23 protein-coding genes are annotated in these 18,314 nt (G+C 72.0%); 19 read left to right on the forward strand and 4 right to left on the reverse strand.

Annotated elements, in window-relative coordinates; translation table 11 throughout:
- Positions 1-39 precede the first annotated feature (39 nt).
- From PE066_RS17585 to PE066_RS17600, 4 genes are all read left to right on the forward strand, one after another.
- Positions 40-912 (forward strand): intradiol ring-cleavage dioxygenase, encoded by an 873-nt coding sequence (locus PE066_RS17585; RefSeq protein ID WP_271233820.1) that lies wholly within the window; start codon positions 40-42, stop codon positions 910-912.
- The gene (locus tag PE066_RS17590) at positions 912-1,994 is read left to right on the forward strand and encodes a maleylacetate reductase (RefSeq protein ID WP_271233821.1); all 1,083 of its coding nucleotides are present in this window, start codon (positions 912-914) and stop codon (positions 1,992-1,994) included. The genes PE066_RS17585 and PE066_RS17590 overlap by 1 nt, the downstream gene beginning before the upstream one ends.
- The gene (locus PE066_RS17595) at positions 1,991-2,398 is read left to right on the forward strand and encodes a YkvA family protein (protein WP_271233822.1); all 408 of its coding nucleotides are present in this window, start codon (positions 1,991-1,993) and stop codon (positions 2,396-2,398) included. The genes PE066_RS17590 and PE066_RS17595 overlap by 4 nt, the downstream gene beginning before the upstream one ends.
- A 150-nt stretch (positions 2,399-2,548) precedes the next feature.
- Complete coding sequence (locus tag PE066_RS17600) at positions 2,549-2,728, forward strand: DUF3606 domain-containing protein (protein WP_271233823.1); 180 nt, start codon at positions 2,549-2,551, stop codon at positions 2,726-2,728.
- 84 nt (positions 2,729-2,812) lie between these two features.
- Here PE066_RS17600 and PE066_RS17605 read toward each other — a convergent pair whose 3' ends face one another.
- Positions 2,813-3,214: an Hsp20/alpha crystallin family protein gene (locus tag PE066_RS17605; protein ID WP_271233824.1), complete on the reverse strand. Its 402-nt coding sequence runs from the start codon at positions 3,212-3,214 to the stop codon at positions 2,813-2,815.
- Positions 3,215-3,225: 11 nt separating this feature from the next.
- Positions 3,226-3,672, reverse strand: a complete 447-nt coding sequence (locus PE066_RS17610; RefSeq protein WP_440480543.1) for an Hsp20/alpha crystallin family protein — start codon at positions 3,670-3,672, stop codon at positions 3,226-3,228.
- Positions 3,673-3,910: 238 nt separating this feature from the next.
- Here PE066_RS17610 and PE066_RS17615 point away from each other — a divergent pair, with 238 nt between their 5' ends.
- The 6 genes from PE066_RS17615 to PE066_RS17640 all read left to right on the forward strand — a co-directional run bounded on the left by PE066_RS17615 (position 3,911) and on the right by PE066_RS17640 (position 5,587).
- A complete protein-coding gene (locus PE066_RS17615; protein WP_271233826.1) occupies positions 3,911-4,372 on the forward strand; it encodes a septal ring lytic transglycosylase RlpA family protein in 462 nt (153 codons plus the stop codon).
- 87 nt (positions 4,373-4,459) lie between these two features.
- Positions 4,460-4,753, forward strand: a complete 294-nt coding sequence (locus PE066_RS17620; RefSeq protein WP_271233827.1) for a hypothetical protein — start codon at positions 4,460-4,462, stop codon at positions 4,751-4,753.
- 52 nt (positions 4,754-4,805) lie between these two features.
- On the forward strand, positions 4,806-5,006 hold the full coding sequence (locus tag PE066_RS17625) for a hypothetical protein (RefSeq protein WP_271233828.1): 201 nt from the start codon (positions 4,806-4,808) through the stop codon (positions 5,004-5,006).
- Between the two features lie 11 nt (positions 5,007-5,017).
- Entirely contained in the window at positions 5,018-5,173 is a 156-nt protein-coding gene (locus PE066_RS17630) for a stereocilin (RefSeq protein WP_271233829.1), read from the forward strand.
- 73 nt (positions 5,174-5,246) lie between these two features.
- On the forward strand, positions 5,247-5,390 hold the full coding sequence (locus PE066_RS17635) for a hypothetical protein (protein ID WP_271233830.1): 144 nt from the start codon (positions 5,247-5,249) through the stop codon (positions 5,388-5,390).
- Positions 5,387-5,587, forward strand: coding sequence for a hypothetical protein (locus tag PE066_RS17640; protein ID WP_271233831.1), 201 nt, complete (start codon positions 5,387-5,389; stop codon positions 5,585-5,587). The genes PE066_RS17635 and PE066_RS17640 overlap by 4 nt, the downstream gene beginning before the upstream one ends.
- A gap of 24 nt (positions 5,588-5,611) precedes the next feature.
- Here PE066_RS17640 and PE066_RS17645 read toward each other — a convergent pair whose 3' ends face one another.
- The gene (locus tag PE066_RS17645) at positions 5,612-6,340 is read right to left on the reverse strand and encodes a hypothetical protein (RefSeq protein WP_271233832.1); all 729 of its coding nucleotides are present in this window, start codon (positions 6,338-6,340) and stop codon (positions 5,612-5,614) included.
- Between the two features lie 148 nt (positions 6,341-6,488).
- Here PE066_RS17645 and PE066_RS17650 point away from each other — a divergent pair, with 148 nt between their 5' ends.
- From PE066_RS17650 to PE066_RS17690, 9 genes are all read left to right on the forward strand, one after another.
- Positions 6,489-6,797 (forward strand): hypothetical protein, encoded by a 309-nt coding sequence (locus tag PE066_RS17650; protein ID WP_271233833.1) that lies wholly within the window; start codon positions 6,489-6,491, stop codon positions 6,795-6,797.
- A 440-nt stretch (positions 6,798-7,237) separates the two neighbouring features.
- Positions 7,238-8,026: an XrtB/PEP-CTERM-associated transcriptional regulator EpsA gene (epsA, locus tag PE066_RS17655; protein WP_271233834.1), complete on the forward strand. Its 789-nt coding sequence runs from the start codon at positions 7,238-7,240 to the stop codon at positions 8,024-8,026.
- On the forward strand, positions 8,019-9,479 hold the full coding sequence (locus PE066_RS17660) for an undecaprenyl-phosphate glucose phosphotransferase (RefSeq protein WP_271233835.1): 1,461 nt from the start codon (positions 8,019-8,021) through the stop codon (positions 9,477-9,479). Before epsA ends, PE066_RS17660 begins: the two co-directional genes overlap by 8 nt.
- A gap of 103 nt (positions 9,480-9,582) precedes the next feature.
- Positions 9,583-10,905 carry an XrtB/PEP-CTERM-associated polysaccharide biosynthesis outer membrane protein EpsL gene (epsL, locus tag PE066_RS17665; protein ID WP_271233836.1) on the forward strand — a complete coding sequence of 441 codons (1,323 nt, stop codon included), beginning with the start codon at positions 9,583-9,585 and terminating at the stop codon, positions 10,903-10,905.
- Positions 10,906-10,950: 45 nt separating this feature from the next.
- Positions 10,951-11,838, forward strand: coding sequence for a polysaccharide export protein EpsE (epsE, locus tag PE066_RS17670; protein WP_271233837.1), 888 nt, complete (start codon positions 10,951-10,953; stop codon positions 11,836-11,838).
- Positions 11,839-11,869: 31 nt separating this feature from the next.
- Entirely contained in the window at positions 11,870-13,273 is a 1,404-nt protein-coding gene (gene epsF / locus PE066_RS17675; protein WP_271233838.1) for a chain length determinant protein EpsF, read from the forward strand.
- Positions 13,270-14,175, forward strand: a complete 906-nt coding sequence (epsG, locus tag PE066_RS17680; RefSeq protein WP_271233839.1) for a chain length determinant protein tyrosine kinase EpsG — start codon at positions 13,270-13,272, stop codon at positions 14,173-14,175. The genes epsF and epsG overlap by 4 nt, the downstream gene beginning before the upstream one ends.
- Positions 14,175-14,963, forward strand: a complete 789-nt coding sequence (locus PE066_RS17685) for a WecB/TagA/CpsF family glycosyltransferase (RefSeq protein ID WP_271233840.1) — start codon at positions 14,175-14,177, stop codon at positions 14,961-14,963. The genes epsG and PE066_RS17685 overlap by 1 nt, the downstream gene beginning before the upstream one ends.
- A gap of 106 nt (positions 14,964-15,069) precedes the next feature.
- A complete protein-coding gene (locus tag PE066_RS17690; protein ID WP_271233841.1) occupies positions 15,070-16,512 on the forward strand; it encodes a hydroxysqualene dehydroxylase in 1,443 nt (480 codons plus the stop codon).
- A 75-nt stretch (positions 16,513-16,587) separates the two neighbouring features.
- Here the strand turns inward: PE066_RS17690 and PE066_RS17695 are convergent, their stop codons facing one another.
- Complete coding sequence (locus PE066_RS17695; RefSeq protein WP_271233842.1) at positions 16,588-17,901, reverse strand: glycosyl hydrolase family 8; 1,314 nt, start codon at positions 17,899-17,901, stop codon at positions 16,588-16,590.
- Between the last annotated feature and the right edge of the window lie 413 nt (positions 17,902-18,314).

Below are 18,314 nucleotides of genomic sequence, written 5' to 3' on the forward strand. Positions count from 1 at the left end.
CGAAGGGGCCGGCCCGGCCCAGTTTATCTGCCCAGCTCCATGCGAAACATCGACGAGAACACCATCACGCCCGCCGTCCTCGCCGCGATGGCCGATTGCCCCAGCCCGCGCCTGAAGGCCATCATGGATTCGCTGGTGCGGCACCTGCACGACTTCGCGCGCGAGACCCAGCTGACCGAACAGGAGTGGGAGGCCGGCATCCGCTTCCTGACCCAGGCCGGCCACATCACCGACGACCGGCGCCAGGAGTTCATCCTGCTGTCCGACGTGCTCGGGCTGTCCACGCTGGTCACCGCGCAGAACAACGCCAAGCCCGCCGGTTGCACCGAGGCGACCGTGTTCGGCCCGTTCTTCGTCGAGGGGGCGCCGCGCATGGACAACGGCGCCGACATCGCCAACGGCGCGCAGGGCACGCCCTGCTACGTCAGCGGCCAGGTGCGCGGCATCGGCGGCGAGGCCGTCGCCGACGCGGTGATCGACGTCTGGCAATCCGACGAGCAGGGCTTCTACGACGTGCAGCAGCCCGACGCCGCCGGCGCGCACACGCATCGCGCCCGCGCGCAGCTGCGCAGCGACGCGCAGGGCCGGTTCCACTTCCGCTCCATCCTCGCCCACTGCTACCCGATCCCGCACGACGGGCCGGTGGGCCGGATGCTGCAGGCACTGGGCCGCCATCCGTGGCGGCCGGCGCACCTGCACTTCATGATCGCGGCGCCCGGCTACGAGCGGCTGATCACCCACGTGTTCCGCGACGGCGATGCCTACCTCGATTCCGATGCGGTGTTCGGCGTGCGCCAGAGCCTGGTGGCCGACTGGCAGCGGCACGAAGCGGATGCGCAGCACCCGCACGAGGGCGGCTACTACACGCTGGCCTACGACTTCGTGCTCAACCCCGCCGGCGGGGCCGCGTGATGCGGAGCGAGCGCGACTTCACCTGGGAGGGGCGGCCGGGCCGCGTCGTCTTCGGCGCCGGCAGCCTGCAGCACCTGGAGCGCGAGGTGCAGGCGCTGGGCGCCAGCCGCGCGCTGGTGCTGTGCGGGCCGCAGCAGCGCGCCACGGCCGAGGCCCTGGCGGCCCGCCTCGGGCCGCGGGCGGCAGGGGTGTTCGATGGCGCGGCCATGCACGTGCCGATCGAAGTTGCGCGCCAGGCCCGCGCGCTGGCCCGGCAGGCCGGCGCCGATCTTGCCATCGCCGTCGGCGGCGGCTCCACGATCGGGCTGGCCAAGGCCATCGCGCTGGCGTCGGGGCTGCCCATCCTGGCCATCCCGACCACCTACGCCGGCAGCGAGATGACGCCGATCCACGGCATCACCGAGGGCGGGTTGAAGAAGACCGGCCGCGATGCACGCGTGCTGCCGCGCTGCGTGATCTACGACCCCGACCTGCTCGCCAGCCTGCCGGCGGCGCTGGCCGTCACCAGCGGCTTCAACGCGATCGCGCACGCGGCCGAGGGGCTGTATGCGGCCGACGGCAATCCGGTCATGGACCTGATGGCGCAGGAGGGCATCCGCGCCACGGCGGCCGCGCTGCCGTTGCTGGCGAACGGCACCGACGACGAGCGCCGCCCGGCCCGCGCCGACGCCCTGTACGGCGCCTGGCTGTGCGGCACGGTGCTCGGCTCGGTGGTCATGGGCCTGCACCACAAGCTGTGCCATACCCTGGGCGGCAGCTTCGACCTGCCGCACGCCGAGACCCACACCGTGATGCTGCCGCACACGCTGGCCTACAACGCCTCGCACGCGCCGCAGGCCCTGGCGCGCATCGCCGGCGCGCTGGGCGCCCCCGGCAACGCGCCCGAGGCGATCTTCCGGCTGCAGCAGGCCACCGGCGCGCCGACCTCCCTGCGCGAGCTCGGCATGCCGGAAAGCGGCCTCGACCGCGTGGCGGAGCTGGCGGTGCAGACGCCGTATCCCAATCCGCGTCCGCTGGAGCGCGGCGCCTTGCGGGCGCTGCTGCAACGCGCGTACGACGGGGCGGGGCCGCAGGCCCGATGACGCCCAGCCTGCCCGGCCGCCTGCGCGCATGGGCCCGCGGCATCAAGCGCGATGCCGTGGCGCTCTGGTTCGCCTCGCGGCATCCGCGCACGCCGCTGGCCGCCAAGGCCCTGTGCGTGTTCGTGGTGGCCTACGCCCTCAGCCCGATCGACCTGGTGCCCGACTTCATCCCGGTGCTGGGCTACGTCGACGACGTCCTGCTGCTGCCGGCGCTGATGTGGGTTGCCCTGCGCCTGATCCCCGCCGACGTGATGCAGGAATGCCGGACGCGAAGCGACGAGTGGCTGCACGAGCGCGGGGCCCGGCCGCGCAGCGTCCTCGGTGCGGCCCTGGTCGTCGCCATCTGGGCAGCGGTGGGCTGGGCCGGTTGGCTGTGGTGGTCGGGCCGCCCCGGCGGCGGCTGAAGGTGCGCCCCAGGAAGCAGGCCCGCAAGCGCCCCATCCATGCTCCTACAGCCGGTGCCGGCGGTCTCGCACCGCCGGCCGCAACCGCATCCGATGCCGGCACTGCCCGGCCTGCCTAAGGTGGTGGCATCGAGTGAATGGAGTACTTCGATGCCCGACGACGCCGATGCCCCCTGCGCGAACGAGTTGCTGGTGAGCCTCGAGGACGAATGGGAGCGGCGCAACTGGATGCGCTGGCTCGGCTGCAGCGAACAGGAACTGCAGCACGCGGTCGAATCGATCGGCCCCGATGCCGACAACGTCCGGCGCTTCCTGCGGCAGGCGCGTTGAAACCGCCGCCGCGCCGGCGCGCGCATGGATGACGGCATCGGCCGGCCATCCGTGCATGGCAGCAGCGGGCGCGGCGGCGGCGGCTCAGCCCGCGCGCACCTCGACGCGGCGGGGCTTTGCCTCTTCCGACTTCGGGATCGTCAGGCGCAGCACGCCGTCCTTGAGCTGGGCCTCGATGCGCGAGGCGTCCAGTTCCCGGCTCAAGGTGAACTCGCGCCGGTACGCGGCCAGCCGCGCCTCGCCGTACACCATGTCGATCTCGGCCGGCGCCGGCACTTCGGCGGTGCCTTCGATCACCAGGCTGTCGCCGTCCACGCGCACCCCGAGCCGCTCGCGGCTGACGCCCGGCAGGTCGGCCAGCAGGGTGATCCCTGCGTCGTCCTCGAACACGTCCACGGGCGGCACGGCGTACGACTGCCTGTTGCTCTCCGGCGTGGCGGAAGCGCCGACCTCGCGGCGCGGGGTGGTTTGCATGTCGTTGCTCATCGCAGCCTCCTTCACTGAACTTCGATGCGGCGCGGCCGGGACGACTCGCGCTTGGCCACCGTGATGCGCAGGATGCCGTCGCGGTAGCTGGCTTCGATCTTCGCGGGGTCGGCCTCCTGCGGCAGGTTGACCACGCGCCGGAACGGGCCGGTGAAGCGCTCGCGCGCATAGACGCTCGAGCCCTCGTCGCGGGGTACCGCATCGGGACGCTCGCCGGCGATGACCAGCAGGCCGCGGTCGGCCGTGACCTGCAGCGTCGCCGGGTCCAGCCCGGGTGCGAGGGCCATGATCTCCACCGATTCGGGCGTGGTGCCCACGTTGATCACCGGGAAGGCCGCCCCGGCCAGCGATCGGATGCTGGTCCGGTCCATGGGACGGAAGACCTGGTCGAGGAGGCTCTGCAATCGGTTGAGCTCCCCGAAGACGTCCGCGGCAGGTCTGAATGATGCGTGCAACATCGCTGCGCTCCTTTGAAGTCTGTCAGGTGAACCGCGCGGCGGAGGCCGCGCAGCGCCGACATAGCGGCGCGCGGGCGGTTTTTCAAGAACCCGCCAGGCAGGCCGCCGCAGCGGGGCCATGCGACGCGGCCGAGCCGGTTGTTCCTACGCCGGGCGGCGGTCCGGCCCGACCTGGAGCGGACCCCGATCGAGCGAGAGTAGCCCGCAGAGCCGGCCGCGCCGGCGCCGCGTGACTGCCATGGCTTCTCCCGCTGTCCTCCTGCTGTCGATCGGCCTGCTGCTGGCGGGCGGTGCCGCCTCGGCCGGCGGCGCGGCCCGCGGCGACGGCGCGCGCGCGGCCCGCCTCGACCATTCCGGCCGCAAGCAGGTGGGCGAGGCTTCGTTCTATGCGCGCAAGTTCGCCGGCCGCCCGATGGCCGACGGCACGCCGATGGACCCGCACGGCGACAACGCGGCCAGCCGGACGCTGCCGCTGGGCACCACCGCCACGGTCACCAACCTGGACACGGGCCAGCGGGCGGTCGTCACCATCCAGGACCGGGGGCCGTTCGTCGAAGGCCGCATCGTCGACCTGTCGCCGGCCACCGCGCGGCGGATCGGGCTGGAGCCGGAGGAGGGCGTGACCACGGTGGAGGTCGCGCCGATCGCGGTGCCGCAACCCGACGGCAGCGTGCGGCTGGGCGCCGGCGCCAGCCGCTGAGCCGCAGCGGCGAACCCAGCAAGGGACTGCGCCCGCAAGCAGCTTTGTCCTACAGGGCCGGCGCTCGTCCGTGCCTAGCATGGGGCCATGCGATACAGCCGTGCCGAATACGCCAAGATGCTGGCGGCCCAGCATGAGGTCGCGCGCGCCGAGGAAGACTACAACCGGCTGCGCGCCGCCTACCTGGAGATCGCCCGCAACGAGCCTGGGCACGAGGTCGCGCTGGCCATGATCGGCGCCGACATGGACCGCGCCCATGCCCATCTGCAGGTGCTGGTCGGCCTGCCGCAGCTGCCGTTCACGCACGACCCCAGCCGCACGCTGGCCGCCGAGGCCACGCGCGAGCCCGGCGAGCACGAAAAGGAAAAGGAGAGCGCCTGACGGTCGGCGCATGCCGACGGCGTTGGGCCATCGCCCGGGCGGGCCTGCAAGCATGACTGCCAGCGAGAAACCCGCTTCGAAGCCAGCGCCGGAACGCGTGCCCGGACCGGGCGCGGACGGCGAGCCGGCGCCGCCCCAGCTCGGCGACGGTTTCTCGCCGCCGGCCGCCCAGCCGCAGGCGCAGCCCGGCGAATCGCTGGCCGACCCGGCCGAGCTGCCCCATCCGGCGCCCTGGTCCAAGAGCGACTTCTGACAGGCGCCGGCATGGCCACCCACCCGGTCGAACCCGAAGAGTCCGACGAACCCGGCACCGAAGCGGGCACGCCCAATCCGACGCGCCTGCCGGTGGAGCCCGAGTTCGGGCCGATCGAGCCGCCGCCCGAGCCGGGCGAGCCGGTCGGCAAGCCCCCCAAACCCTGATGCCGCTTCGATCCACCCCCCGGGGCCAGAAGCCAGGCATCGACCGCTTCCGATCCGAAACAAGGACCCCACGATGAGCACCGCCAATCCCACGGGCATCCCGCGCCTGGAAGCCGAGGAGCCGGAATTCTCGGTCGAGGAAGACATCCCGACCCCGTCGAACGAGGATCCGGAGGAAGCCGCGCGCCACACCGAGGTGGACGCCGATCGTTCATGAGCGGCAGCCACCCCGTTCCCGCCGCGCAGCCCACGGCGCCCCCGAAGCCGACCGATCCGGAACCGCCGGTCCCGGCCAACACGGAGCCGCCCAAGCCCACCAATCCGGAGCCGGTGCACAGCCGGCAGCCGAAGGACCCGGAGAAGCACCACAAGCCGGAGCCCGACGACGGGCATTCGGAGCATCCGATGGAGTAGGCGCCCCGCGGCGCGGCGCGGCGCTCAGGCCAGCAGCCCCTGAACTTCCTCGTCCAGCCCGGTGGCCGGCGTTGCCTTCGCCAGTGCCATCCAGACGCCGAACGGCAAGGCACTGCGTCGCGCCCGCGGCGCCGCCCGCGCCACCACCAGCCGCTCGCCCTCGGCCACCAGCACGCCGCAGCTCTCGGGGATTTCCTCCGGCGCCGCGATGCAGCGCCCGCGGGCATCGCATCCCAGCACGTACCAGCACTCGCCCAGGTCCAGGTAGGCCGCGCGCTTGTCCTGCTGGCGCAGGTCGGACAACAGGTCGGCGCGGCGCACCTTGACCTCGTGCACCACCGGCTCGACGTACTCGGCGACCGAGGTGTTGCGGATCGAGAAGACGTCCGGCCGGGCCATGCACCAGCGCGCCTCGGACCCGTCACCGGCCGCGGGCACCTGCGCGCGCAAGGACAGCCCGCGCCAGGCCAGGCGGCCGGCGCGGCCCATCTCGCGCGCCACTCGCTCGACCAGCGCCTCGTGCGCCGACAGCCGCGCGCGGTTGCCGGCCAGCACATCGGCCATCAGTTGCAGCCCGGCGGCGGTGACGCGCAGCGACTCGTGGCCGGACGGCGCCAGCACCCGGTGCAGCAGGCCGGCCGCCAGCAGCTCGATCTCCAGCGTGTCCTGGCAGGGCCAGCCGGCCGAGCGATAGACGTCGCGCAGCCGCCGGGCATGGGCGCGGCTCAGGGACGGCGGGCTGTGCTGGGGCATGCGGCGATGTTAGGGGTTCCCGCCTGGCGCCTTCCGCGGCCCGGCGGCGTCCTGCAGCACCGCCGCAACCTCTCCCGTAGGCAGCCGCTGACGACCGGTAGCGCCCTCCGCCGATGACCCGGGGCGCCGCCGTTCACAGAATGTCGCCATGGCAGAGAAAGCCACCTACGGCATCACCGCGCTGCGCTATGCGGGGACGCAGGTCGTCGAGGCCATGATGGGCCTGATCGACTCGGCCAGCGCCCGCTGGGACCTGCGGCCGGCGCCCACGCGCGTGTCCGAGGTGGTCGACCGCCTGGTCGAGGGCGACACCGTGATCAGCCTGTTCCCCGACGACGAGGGCGGCCTGCAACCCGGCCCCGAGGTCAAGGTCGACGTGCTGCCCGGCGGTACCGAAGCGCTGGTGCTCGCCGACGAGCGCGACGGCCGCCGGCTGGACGACCTGCCGCGCTTCTGAGCGCCCGGCCGGAAGGCGGCCGTCCGCTCCAACGCTTCGGCACTCCCAATCCCGCGCCGGCCTTTCCGAACACTTCCTCTCTGGCCGCTGCACCTGGTAGCGGTCCGCCAGGCACGGTTACATACCGGTTGTGTCGAATTCCCCCGACACACCGATGCGCCGGTGACGACAGCAAGGGGCGGGTGGAGCCTACCCGGTGTGCATGTCCATTTTTCACACCATCACGGCTGCGGAATACGAAGCGTGAACCAGTCCGTGAAGTCGCCCTCTTTCATGTCGGAAACCCCCTGTCAAGCCGACCGTGGCACAGGGGCAACGGGCTTCACACCTGGTTTCGCAGCGCAATGCGAAGACACGCTTGCTGACGCCTGCGCGCGCCGAAAAGTGTTTCGGTTCATGTCGGCGGCCTGCGCCGCCCGGACCAACGACGGGAGAGCCTCATGATCACCACGCCAGCCGTTCCGGACGTCGATCCGGTCGAGTTCCTCAAGATTGCCGGCCAGGGTGCGCAGCTGCGCACCCACGCGGACCTCTGGCGCTGGCTGCAGGGGGACGTGCAGAAATGGCTGCCGCACGACATCCTGCTGGTGGGCTGGGGCGACTTCCGCGCCGGCGACCTGCAGTACGACATCGTCTCCAGCCTGCCGGGCCTGCGCACCCACCTGTGCCCGGCCTCGCGCATCGCGCCGCTGGTCAACTACTTCCGCGACTGCTGGGTGGCCGCCCAGTCGCAGCCGTGCGAGCTCGACATCTCCGGCTGCGGCCCGCTCCTCGGCGAGGCGGGGCAGGGCTGGGCGCCGGCCCCCGGCACGCCGGGCATGCACTCGGCGCTGGTGCACGGCGTGGGCGACTCGCGCCTGGGCGGCGAACGCATCTTCGCGGCCCTGAGCAGCGAGCCGGCGCAGCCCGCCGGTGCCGCCGCGCTCAAGCTGCTGGTGCCCTTCGTCGATTCCTCGCTGCGCCGCATGCCGCCGGCCCCGATGCGCCAGCCCGGCGCCGAGCGCAGCCAGGTCGAGCACCTGGTGGTGCGCCTGGGCCAGCTGTCCGAGCGCGAACGCCAGATCATGGTCTGGGTCGCGATGGGCAAGACCAACCCGGAGATCGGCTGCATCCTGCGCATCAGCGAGTTCACGGTGAAGAACCACATGAAGAGCATCTTCAGCAAGCTGGACGTGACCAACCGCGCCCAGGCCGTGGCCCGCCTCACCCGGATGGCCGCGTATGCCTGAAGCAGAGCGCGTCCTCGGGGCCGCCGCGGCTTCCGGGGCACCGCCCGCCACCGCACCGCCGCCGCCCGCGCCGGCCCTGCCGGGGTCGGCCGTCTTCAGCCACAGCCGCCTGCTGCGCGCGTTCGAGGCCTTCGTCGAGCCGCTGGCCACCGTGCTGTCGCTGTGGGCGCTGGTGCTGTTCTTCGAAGGCGCGCTGGCGCCGCGCTGGGTGGGCCTGTCGATCGTGTCGTTCGCGCTGGTCTATCCCGGGCGGCCGCAACTGCGCGCGTCGGCCGCCCGGGTGGTGGCCGACACGGTGCTGGCCTGGGCCTGGACCTGCGGCCTGCTGCTGGCCACCGGCTACGCGATCGACGCCCTGGCGAGCTTCTCGCGCGAAGTGGTGCTGAACTGGCTGTGGCTGGCGCCGGCCTCGCAGCTGGCGGCCCACTGGGCCCTGCGCGCGGCCGCCCCGCACCTGATCCGGCTGCAGGGGCCGCCCCTGCGCGCGGTGGTGGTGGGCATGAACGAGCAGGGCGGCTCGCTGGCCGACCGGCTGTCGATGGCGCACTACACCGGGGTGGAGCTGCTCGGCTTCTTCGACGACCGCACGCCCGACCGCATCCACGGGCGCGGGCGCCACCGGATGCTGGGGCGCATCCAGGAGATCGCCGAGTACGTCAAGCACCACAACGTGCAGCTGGTGTACCTGTCGCTGCCGATGGCGTCGCAGCCGCGCATCAAGCTGCTGCTGGACGCGCTGAAGGACACCACGGCCTCGGTCTACTTCGTGCCGGACATGTTCGTGACCGACCTGGTGCAGGGCCGCACCGACTCGATCTGCGGCATGCCGGTGATCTCGGTGTGCGAGACCCCCTTCCGCGGACCCAACGCGGTGGTCAAGCGGGCCAGCGACATCGTGCTCGCTGTTGCAATCCTGCTACTGGTTTCGCCGCTGATGCTGGCGATCGCCGCGGCGATCAAGCTGACGTCGCCGGGGCCCGTGATGTTCCGCCAGCGCCGCTACGGGCTGTGGGGCCAGGAGATCATCGTCTACAAGTTCCGCTCGATGACGGTGGCCGAGGACGGCGCCGTGGTCACCCAGGCGCGCCGCGACGACGCCCGCGTCACCCCGCTCGGTCGCTTGCTGCGCCGCACCTCCATGGATGAGTTGCCGCAGTTCCTCAACGTGCTGCAGGGGCGCATGAGCATCGTCGGGCCGCGCCCGCATGCCGTGGCGCACAACGAGTTCTACCGGCCTCTGATCAAGAGCTACATGATCCGCCATAAGGTCAAACCCGGAATCACGGGTTGGGCCCAGGTCAATGGCTGTCGCGGCGAGACCGACTCGCTGCAAAAGATGGAAGCGCGCATTCGCTGCGATCTCGACTATCTGCGAAACTGGTCACTGCGGTTGGACCTCTACATCATCCTGAGGACCATCCGCCTGGTGTTCAAGGATGGCGCGGCTTATTGAGCACTAGCACCAATGAGCCATTGTCCGCCCGTGAGCCTGTGCGCGACCATGCCGAGCATGAGCCAGTGTGTGCGTCGCCGGGCGTTCTTGTGAGAGAACACCAATGAAGAAACCTTCCATCCGGCCCGTGATGACAGCCGTGGCGGCAGCCGCCTGCCTGCTCCCGATGGCGCTGCACGCTCAAACCACCCTGCAGTCCCCAGGCGGCCTGGGCGAGTCGGCGGCCCAGCCGGCGGGGCAGTCCATGGGCACCCCGATGGGGCAGTCCATGGCCGTGCCCATGGCGGTGCCGATGTCGCCCGCGCAGGCCATCTCGCAACCGTACTCGCCGGTGTCCTCCGGCGCCGACCAGCGCGAGGGCTTCCAGTTCCGCGCCACCGCGGGCGTCGAGCGCGACAACAACGTGCTGCGCACCAACGGCGGCGAGATCTCCGACACCATCACCGGGCTGGGCCTGGGCCTGCGCTTCCAGAAGCGCGTGAGCCGACAGCAGTTCGTGGTGGATGCCGAGGTCAACCACTACAACTTCGACAAGATCGGCACCGACTACAACACGCTCAACTACTCGGCGGCGTGGCAGTGGCAGGCCGGCGAGCGGCTCGAGGGCATCCTCAGCGCCGACCGCCGCCAGTTCCGCGACGTCACCTCCAACGGCGTGATCGCGGGCATCAACCGCCGCACCGAGCGCAACGAGCTGTTCGAGGCCGGCTACAAGCTGGGCGCCTCCTGGCGCGTGCTGGGCGGCCTGCAGCACAACGCCACCCGCAGCAGTGACCCGACCGCCTGGGACGGCAGCCTGAGCCAGAGCAGCGTGCGCGTGGGCGTGGGCTACGAGCCGGCCACCGGCTCCAGCGTGGCGCTGCGCTTTCGCCGCGGCAACGGCGAGTACATGAACTCGCCGGTGGCCGCCGACTTCGACGACAACGAGATCGAGGCGACCGTGCGCTGGGCGGTCTCGCCCAAGACCTCGGTCGATGCGCGCCTGGCCCACCTGGACCGCGAGCACTCGGGTGCGCCGACGCGCGACTTCAGCGGCGTGGTCGGCTCGCTCGGCGTCAACTGGGGCATCACCGCCAAGACCAGCCTGGCCGCCGGCTACGCGCGCGACCTGGGCAGCTACCTGTTCGGCACCGGCGGCCACCTGTCCAGCGACCGCTGGTACGTCGGCCCGGTCTGGCGCCCGACCGAGCTGATCTCGGTGAACCTGCGCTACGAGCACGAGACCCGCCGCTGGGAGGACGTGACCGGCAGCGCCGATGCCGGCCGCCGCGACAAGTTCAACGTCGGCGCGCTGGGGGTCGAGTGGGCGGTGCGCCGCTCCGTCACCCTGGGCGCGCAATACCGCCACGAGCGCCGCTCGTCGTCGCTGCCCATCTTCAACTACCGCGCCAACGTGATCGGATTGACGGCCAAGCTGACGATCTGACGCGCCGCGCGGGCAACCGCAGGCTTATTGCAAGGGAGAGAAACGATGAAAAGCGTGTTCCGAAACCTGGGCGGGCTGCTGCTGGCAGCCGGGATGGCGCTGGCGGCCCAGGCCGCCGGGCCGTCCCCCCGTGGGGCGGCCGCGCCGGCCGCCGCCGCAACCGGCGGCAGCGACACCGGGGCCGCCGCCAGCAAGGGGGCCCCGAGCGCCGACTACCGGCTCGGCCCGGGCGACCAGATCCGGGTGCAGGTCTACCAGAACCCGGACCTGTCGATCGAGGCACGCGTGTCCGAGCAGGGCACCATCAACTACCCGCTGGTGGGGTCCGTCAACCTCGGCGGCTCCACCATCTCCCAGGCCGAGAACAAGATCGCCTCGGCGCTCAAGAACGGCCAGTTCCTCAAGCAGCCGCAGGTCAACATCGTGCTGCTGCAGGTGCGCGGCAACCAGGTGGCGGTGCTCGGGCAGGTGCAAAAGCCCGGGCGCTTTCCGCTCGAGACCACCAACACCCGGGTGAGCGACCTGCTCGCCGCCGCCGGGGGCGTCACCCCGATGGGCGACGACACCCTGATCGTCACCGGCACGCGCAGCGGCCAGCCGTTCCGCAAGGTGATCGACATCCCGGCCCTGTTCCTCAACCAGCGCGGCCAGGACGACATCCAGGTGCAGGGCGGCGACACCCTGTACGTGGCCAAGGCGCCGGTCTACTACATCTACGGCGAGGCCCAGCGCCCCGGCCCCTACCGCATCGAGCGCGGCATGACCGTGCAGCAGGCGGTGGCCCAGGGCGGCGGCCCGACCCCGCGCGGCAGCCTCAACCGGCTGCGCCTGTCGCGCACCGGGCCGGACGGCAAGCAGGTCGAGGGCGACGCCAAGCTCAGCGACCCGGTGCTGCCCAACGACGTGATCTACGTGCGCGAGAGCCTGTTCTGACCCCGCCGCCGGAACGAAGGAAGGCCCGCCCATGAACCTCTACCAATTCCTGTCCATCCTGCGTGCCCGCCGCACGATGGCCTTCATGATCTTCGTGACCACCATCGCCCTGGCCCTGGCCTGGGTGATGCTGCGGCCGAAGAACTACACCGCGCACGCGCCCATCCTGGTGGACCTGCGCGCCAACGACCCGCTGGCCCAGCCCAACTACCAGAGCATCGTGCCGCAGGCCTACATGGCCACCCAGATGGACATCGTGCGCAGCACCCGCGTGGCCGAGCAGGTGGTCGAGGCGCTGGGCCTGGAGAAGGACCCGAAGTCGACCGAGGCCTGGCGCAGCGCCGGCGGCAGCGGCACGCTGAAGTCCTGGCTGGCCGGCGAGCTGCAGGCCGACCTGGAGGTCAAGCCGGCGCGCGAGAGCAACATCATCAACATCTCCTACACCGCGCCCAACCCGGCCGAGGCGGCCAAAGTGGCCAATGCGTTCTCGCAGGCCTACCTGGACACGGCGCTGGACATCAAGACCGACCCGGCCAAGAAGTACTCCACCTGGTTCGAGGAGCAGCTGAAGTTCGCGCGCGACCGGCTCGAGCAGGCGCAGGGCGCGCTCACCGCCTACCAGCAGCGCACCGGCGTGATCAGCGCCGACGGCGTCGACATGGAGACCCAGCGCCTGAACGAGCTGTCGTCCCAGCTCACGCTGGTGCAGGGGCAGCTCACCGACGTCGCCAACAAGCGCGCCGCCTCGGCCGCCAGCATCTCCGAGGCGATGAACAGCCCGCTGATCAACACGCTCAAGGCCGACATCGCCCGCCAGGAGGCACGCGTGCAGGAGGCCAGCGCCAACCTGGGCGCGCGGCATCCGCAGATGGTGCGCATGCAGGACGAGCTCAACGCCATGCGCGCGCGCCTGCGCACCGAGACCTCCAGCATCGGCAGCGCCGTCGACACCGCCTACCAGGTGGGCCGCGCCCGCGAGAAGGAACTGCAGGCCGCAGTCAATGCGCAGCGAGGCCGGGTGATGCAGTTCAACCGCTACCGCGACGAGCTCAACGTGCTGCGGCGCGACCTCGACGCCGCCCAGCGCGCCTACGAGCAGGTCAGCGAGCGCGCCTCGCAGTCCAAGCTGCAGGCCCTGACCAACCAGACCAACATCCAGCGCCTGGCCACCGCGGTGGAGCCGCTCAAGCCCACCGGCCCCAGCGCCCGGCTGGCGCTGGCGCTGGCCGCCTTCGCCGGCGCGCTGCTGGCGATCGCCGGCGCGGTGCTGGTGGAGCTGCTCAATCGCCGCGTGCGCTCGGTCGACGACCTGGCCATCGCCACCCACCTGCCGATCCTGGCGACCGTGCCGGCCCACGACGGCCGCGAGTCGCTCAAACGACTGGCGCAGGCGCCCACGCGACCGGCGCTGGCCTACCAGGGGAGCCTCGCATGAACAGCCAGATCCTGCCGCTGCACCGCGAGCTCGACCTCGTGGGCCCGCCCGGGCGCGACCCGGCCCTGCCCATCGGGCACCTGCTGGTCGACGCCGGCCGCCTGACCCACGACGAGGCCGAGCGCATCCACGACTACCAGATGAAGGTCGGCCTGCCGTTCGGCGAAGCCGGCATCTCGATGGGGCTGCTGACCGACGAGGACGTGCGCCATGCGCTGGCTCTGCAGTTCGGCCACGCCACCATCTCGCCGGATGCCGGCCTGGGCAAGGACCTGGTCGCCGCCTACGAGCCCGACAGCCCGGCGGTGGAGCACCTGCGCAGCCTGCGCGCCCAGCTCACGCTGCGCTGGTTCGACAACGAGGTGCAGCACCAGTCGGCGCTGGCCATCGTCAGCCCCGGCCACGGCGAGGGCCGCAGCTACATCACCGCCAACCTGGCCGTGCTGTTCGCCCAGATGGGCAAGCGCACGCTGGTGATCGACGCCGACCTGCGGCGGCCGCGCCAGCACCGCATCTTCGGCCTGCCCGGCAAGATCGGCCTGTCGGCACTGCTGGCCGGCCGCGCCGGGGCCGAGGTGATGTGCGACATCAAGCCGCTGCCCGGCCTGACGGTGCTGCCGGCCGGCGTGCTGCCGCCCAACCCGCAGGAGCTGCTGTCGCGGCCGCAGTTCCAGCGGCTGGTGCAGTCGCTGCGCGGCATGTACGAGGTGATCCTGGTCGACACGCCGGCCGCCGGCTCCTGGGCCGACGCCGAAACCGTGGCCGCCCGCGCCGGCGCGGCGCTGATGGTGACCTGCCGTGACCGCAGCTCCATGCCGCGCGTGATCAAGCTGTCGGAAGACCTGCGCGAGTTCGGCGTCACGGTGGTGGGCGCCGTCCTCAACGGGGCAGGAGCCGTCTGATGGCCACGGCGCTGCCGTCCCCCACGCGGGACTGGCAGATGCGCTGGTACCAGCTCGTGCGCTCGATGGCCCGGATCCACAGCCCGGGCGGCGAGGAGCAGCTGCTGGACTGGCTGCTGCGGCCGGGCGAGGCGCGCGTGCTGGCCTTCGTCAACGCGCATGCCATGAACATGGCGGCCGAGTCCGAGCCGTTCTACCAGTCGCTGATGTCGGCCGACCTGGTGGTGCGCGACGGCATCGGCGTGTCGCTGCTGATGCAGCTGCTGAACCAACCGCCGGGCCAGAACCTGAACGGCACCGACCTGATCCCGCGGCTGCTGGCGCGCGCCAACGGCCTGGGCATCGCCTTGTTCGGCACCAGCGAGCCCTGGCTGGCGCGGGCGCAGCAGGTGGTGCGCGAGCGGCTCTCGCCCGCGAGCCCCTGCGTGGCGCTGAACGGCTTCCTGCCGCTGGACGACTACATCCGGCTGGCCGCGCAGTGCCGCCCGCGCGTGATCGTGCTGGGCATGGGCATGCCGCGGCAGGAGGAGGTCGCGCTGGCGTTGCGCGGCGCGCTGGGCGGCCCCTGCCTGATCGTGTGCGGCGGTGCCATCCTCGACTTCCTCGGCGGCAAGGTCACGCGGGCCCCGCGCTGGATGCGCCGCAGCGGCCTGGAATGGGCCTATCGCCTCGGCCGCGAGCCGCGCCGGCTGTGGCAGCGCTACGTGCGCGGCAACCCGGTGTTCCTGCGCCGTGCCTTCGCCATGGTCCAGCGCTCCATCCGGCGCGGCTGGCCGGCCGTGGCGTAGGCCTCATCAATTCCCACTGACGCACACCGTCGCTGCTGAGGCAGGACAGCGCAGCTACGGCTGGTTACGCTGGCGCAATGCACCGGCTCGTCCTGCTCCGTTCGCCATGCCCCTTCGCTGGGGCGATTGCATGAACGCCGACGCGCTGGTCGTCGGCGCCGGCATCGCCGGGCTGCGCTGCGCCCTGGCGCTGGCCGATGCGGGACTGAAGGTGGTGGTGCTGGAAGCCGCCCCGCACGCCGGCGGCCGGGCGGCGAGCTGGGCCGACGACACCACCGGCCTGCAGGTCGACACCGGCCCGCAGGCGATCAGTTCCGAGCACCGCAACTTCATCGCCATGCTGCAGCGCCTGGGCACGGCGCAACAGGTGCAGTGGCAGCGCAGCCCGCTGCTCACCGTGGTCGATGCCAAGGGCGTGCTGCGCGTGCCCAGCCCGCGCCTGCCGCCGCCGCTGCACGGCTTGGCGCTGCTGCCGGGCGTGCTCACGCGCCTGTCGCTGCGCGAGGGCTGGTCGCACCGCGCCATCGCCTGGCGCGCCGCCCGCATGGACGAGCGCAGCGTGCGCGACCTGGACGCCGATGACGCCCATGCCTTCCTGCGCGAGATGGGCGTGAGCCCGGCCGCGATCGACTGGTTCTGGCGCTCGGCCATGCTGGCGCTGCTGAACGTGCCGCTGGAGCAGTGCTCGGCCGCTTCCATGATGCGGGCCTGGCGGCTGCTGCTCGGGCGCAGTGGCTGGCACTTCGGCTTCCCGCGGCTGGCGCTGTCGCAACTGTTCGTGCCGGGTGCCTGCCGCGCGGTGATGCGCTCCGGCGGCCAGGTGCTGTTCGGCGCGCGCGTGCGGCGGCTGCAGCTGGCGGGGGGGCGCTTTGCCCGCGTCGAGGTGGAGGGCGGCCCTTCGATCGCCGCGCCGCACTGCGTGCTGGCGCTGCCGCCGCAGGCGCTGGCCGCGGTGGCCGGCGCCAGCGACGAGGCCGCACTGGCGCCGCTGGCGACGGTGGCGCGCTACTTCCGCGCCAGCCCCTGCATCAGCACCTACCTGTGGTTCGACCGGCCGGTCACGCGCGAGCGCTTCTGGGCGCGGGCCTGGACCTGCCAGGGCCTGAACACCGCGTTCCACGACCTGTCCAACATCCGGCCGGCGCTGGCCGGCCGCGGCGCCGTGATCGCGGCCCACGCGGTCGGGCCGAGGGCGCGCCAGGACTGGGACGATGCCCGCATCGTCCTGCAGACCACGCAGGAGGTGCGGGAGTTCGCGCCGGCCGCGCGCGAGGCCAAGGTGATGCATGCGCGCGTGCACCGCACGCCGATGGCGGTGCCGCAGCCGCGCCCCGGCACCGAGGCGCTGCGGCCGGCTGCTGCCACCCCCGTGCCCGGGCTGTGGCTGGCCGGCGACTGGACCGATACGGCGCTGCCGTGCTCGATGGAAAGCGCGACGCGCTCCGGCGCGCTGGCGGCCGAAGCGCTGCTGGCGGCCCTGGGCCGCCCGGTGAAGCTGTCGCTGGAAGCGCCCGACACCCGCGGCGTGGTGCGCTGGTGCCGGGCCTGACGGCGGGGCCGCGCTTGGCTTGGCGGCCCGGACGGCGGCCTCAGCCGGTGCCGCCGCTGCCGACGCCGTCGCCCGTTACGGGTTCCACCAGTTGCCCGAGGCGACGATCATCGGGATCAGCTGCAGCTCGGAGTCGTAGTAGTCGGTGGTGAAGTTGCCGGCGTTCCAGTTCCACAGGTTGTCCAGGAAGCCCTGGAAGCGCGGGTCCACCATCGCGCCGCACAGCATCGGGCCGATCATGCCTTCGGGCTCGTAGCTGCGGTTCATCGCGAAGCCGTCCAGGTGGTAGCCGGCCGAGATGCGGTTGGCCTGGCCGCCGGTGTCGCGCTCGATGAAGCTCACCAGCTTGTTGCACACGTCGCGCCAGCGCGTGTCGCCCGAGGTCACGTAGTCGGTGCCCCAGCGCCACGGGTTGCGCTGCGCGTTGGCGAAGTAGTAGCCCTCGGTGTCGACGAAGTCGCCGTAGCCGCCCGGCGAGGGGATCGGGTTGGCAGTGTCGGTGTGGATGATGAAGTCGGGCATCAGGCCGCAGTTGGGCGAGAACACCGACTGCATGCGGTCGACCAGCTGGTACGAGCGGTCGATCGCGCGGTCCCACAGGGCATCGCCGGTGGCGCGCTTGAACGCGCGGAAGTGGCCGGTCATGTAGTCCGAGGTGCGGCTCACGTGCGGGGTGGCCATGCCCTTGGTCGTGCCGTCGGGCTTCATGTTCCAGGCGGCCATCGCGTTGATGGTGTTGATCGCCTCCTGCTTGTAGTTCCAGCCGCTCGACGAGCCCCACTGGCGGTCGGCCATCAGCAGCGCCATGGCGATGTCCAGGTCGCCGTCCATGGCGTTCCAGCCGCCGCCGGCAGCGTCGGTCGACGAGCCGTCGATGGTCAGGCGCCAGTCCAGCAGCCAGCGCCCATGCTCGGGGATGCTGTAGGCCGGGCGGGCGCGCACGGTGGTCAGCAGGCCGTCGAAGAGGGAGCGGGCCTGCGGGTCGTGGCCGGCCATCAGCACGGTGATCAGCATGCCGTAGCCGATGCCCTCGGACACCGTGAGGTAGGCGCCGGAGTTGCCGAACTTGACGGCCTTGCCGCCGCGCACGGTGGGCACGTCGACGATGGCGCGCGCCTTCCAGGCGTCGTACGAGCGGCGGATCACCGCGTCCATCTGGTCGGCGCTGGCCGACGGCAGGATGCCGGCGACATACGGGTCCAGGCGCGCGCCGAAGGGGTAGGTATCCGGGCCGTCCACCGCGCGGCGGCTGGTGCTGCCGGGGCCGATGCCGTCCGCGGTCACGCCGGTGGAGAGCTCGCTGCCGCCGCCTCCACCGCCGCCGCAGGCGGCAAGGGCCAGAGTCAGGGCCGAGGCTGAACCGGTGCGCAGGAAGAGTCGTCTTTGCATTCTTGGGCTTGTTGGGTAAGGCGGCCTGGGCGGACAGCGGGGCTGCCGCGCACCTGTTGACCAGGTTGGAAGATGTGCCTCGGCGCCGGCGGCCCGTCCGGTGCCGCGGTGTGTCGCGGGCGAGAGTCCGGTGCGGCTGCGGGGGTGGCTGCCTCAGCGAGGAGCCCGGACTGTAGTAGGCGCAGTCCGACAAAACGGCGGGGCGCCGTCCTGCAAAAGTAACGAATGGGAGCGACTGTCGGGCTGCCGCTGGCGCGGCCGTAACAGCATCTTCAGGGGGCGCGCCGAACCCTGTTCATGCGAACAGGACAACGGCTGGGAAAGCGGCTGCGTCAGGCTCTGCAGCTGGTGCAGCCCAGCACGCGGCCGCGGCAGGGGCCGAGCTCGAGGCGGCCAGGGAGGCCGGCCCGACA

Origin of the sequence: Ramlibacter tataouinensis, assembly GCF_027941915.1 — a bacterium.
GTDB classification, from domain to species: domain Bacteria; phylum Pseudomonadota; class Gammaproteobacteria; order Burkholderiales; family Burkholderiaceae_C; genus Ramlibacter; species Ramlibacter tataouinensis_C.

Excerpts from the sequence above, each read along its gene's own strand:
- PE066_RS17585 (WP_271233820.1), top strand. The coding sequence starts at position 40 with ATGCGAAACATCGACGAGAACACCATCACGCCCGCCGTCCTCGCCGCG.
- PE066_RS17590 (WP_271233821.1), top strand. The coding sequence starts at position 912 with ATGCGGAGCGAGCGCGACTTCACCTGGGAGGGGCGGCCGGGCCGCGTC.
- PE066_RS17595 (WP_271233822.1), top strand. The coding sequence starts at position 1,991 with ATGACGCCCAGCCTGCCCGGCCGCCTGCGCGCATGGGCCCGCGGCATC.
- PE066_RS17600 (WP_271233823.1), top strand. The coding sequence starts at position 2,549 with ATGCCCGACGACGCCGATGCCCCCTGCGCGAACGAGTTGCTGGTGAGC.
- PE066_RS17605 (WP_271233824.1), bottom strand. The coding sequence starts at position 3,214 with ATGAGCAACGACATGCAAACCACCCCGCGCCGCGAGGTCGGCGCTTCC.
- PE066_RS17610 (WP_440480543.1), bottom strand. The coding sequence starts at position 3,672 with ATGTTGCACGCATCATTCAGACCTGCCGCGGACGTCTTCGGGGAGCTC.
- PE066_RS17615 (WP_271233826.1), top strand. The coding sequence starts at position 3,911 with ATGGCTTCTCCCGCTGTCCTCCTGCTGTCGATCGGCCTGCTGCTGGCG.
- PE066_RS17620 (WP_271233827.1), top strand. The coding sequence starts at position 4,460 with ATGCGATACAGCCGTGCCGAATACGCCAAGATGCTGGCGGCCCAGCAT.
- PE066_RS17625 (WP_271233828.1), top strand. The coding sequence starts at position 4,806 with ATGACTGCCAGCGAGAAACCCGCTTCGAAGCCAGCGCCGGAACGCGTG.
- PE066_RS17630 (WP_271233829.1), top strand. The coding sequence starts at position 5,018 with ATGGCCACCCACCCGGTCGAACCCGAAGAGTCCGACGAACCCGGCACC.
- PE066_RS17635 (WP_271233830.1), top strand. The coding sequence starts at position 5,247 with ATGAGCACCGCCAATCCCACGGGCATCCCGCGCCTGGAAGCCGAGGAG.
- PE066_RS17640 (WP_271233831.1), top strand. The coding sequence starts at position 5,387 with ATGAGCGGCAGCCACCCCGTTCCCGCCGCGCAGCCCACGGCGCCCCCG.
- PE066_RS17645 (WP_271233832.1), bottom strand. The coding sequence starts at position 6,340 with ATGCCCCAGCACAGCCCGCCGTCCCTGAGCCGCGCCCATGCCCGGCGG.
- PE066_RS17650 (WP_271233833.1), top strand. The coding sequence starts at position 6,489 with ATGGCAGAGAAAGCCACCTACGGCATCACCGCGCTGCGCTATGCGGGG.
- epsA (WP_271233834.1), top strand. The coding sequence starts at position 7,238 with ATGATCACCACGCCAGCCGTTCCGGACGTCGATCCGGTCGAGTTCCTC.
- PE066_RS17660 (WP_271233835.1), top strand. The coding sequence starts at position 8,019 with ATGCCTGAAGCAGAGCGCGTCCTCGGGGCCGCCGCGGCTTCCGGGGCA.
- epsL (WP_271233836.1), top strand. The coding sequence starts at position 9,583 with ATGAAGAAACCTTCCATCCGGCCCGTGATGACAGCCGTGGCGGCAGCC.
- epsE (WP_271233837.1), top strand. The coding sequence starts at position 10,951 with ATGAAAAGCGTGTTCCGAAACCTGGGCGGGCTGCTGCTGGCAGCCGGG.
- epsF (WP_271233838.1), top strand. The coding sequence starts at position 11,870 with ATGAACCTCTACCAATTCCTGTCCATCCTGCGTGCCCGCCGCACGATG.
- epsG (WP_271233839.1), top strand. The coding sequence starts at position 13,270 with ATGAACAGCCAGATCCTGCCGCTGCACCGCGAGCTCGACCTCGTGGGC.
- PE066_RS17685 (WP_271233840.1), top strand. The coding sequence starts at position 14,175 with ATGGCCACGGCGCTGCCGTCCCCCACGCGGGACTGGCAGATGCGCTGG.
- PE066_RS17690 (WP_271233841.1), top strand. The coding sequence starts at position 15,070 with ATGCCCCTTCGCTGGGGCGATTGCATGAACGCCGACGCGCTGGTCGTC.
- PE066_RS17695 (WP_271233842.1), bottom strand. The coding sequence starts at position 17,901 with ATGCAAAGACGACTCTTCCTGCGCACCGGTTCAGCCTCGGCCCTGACT.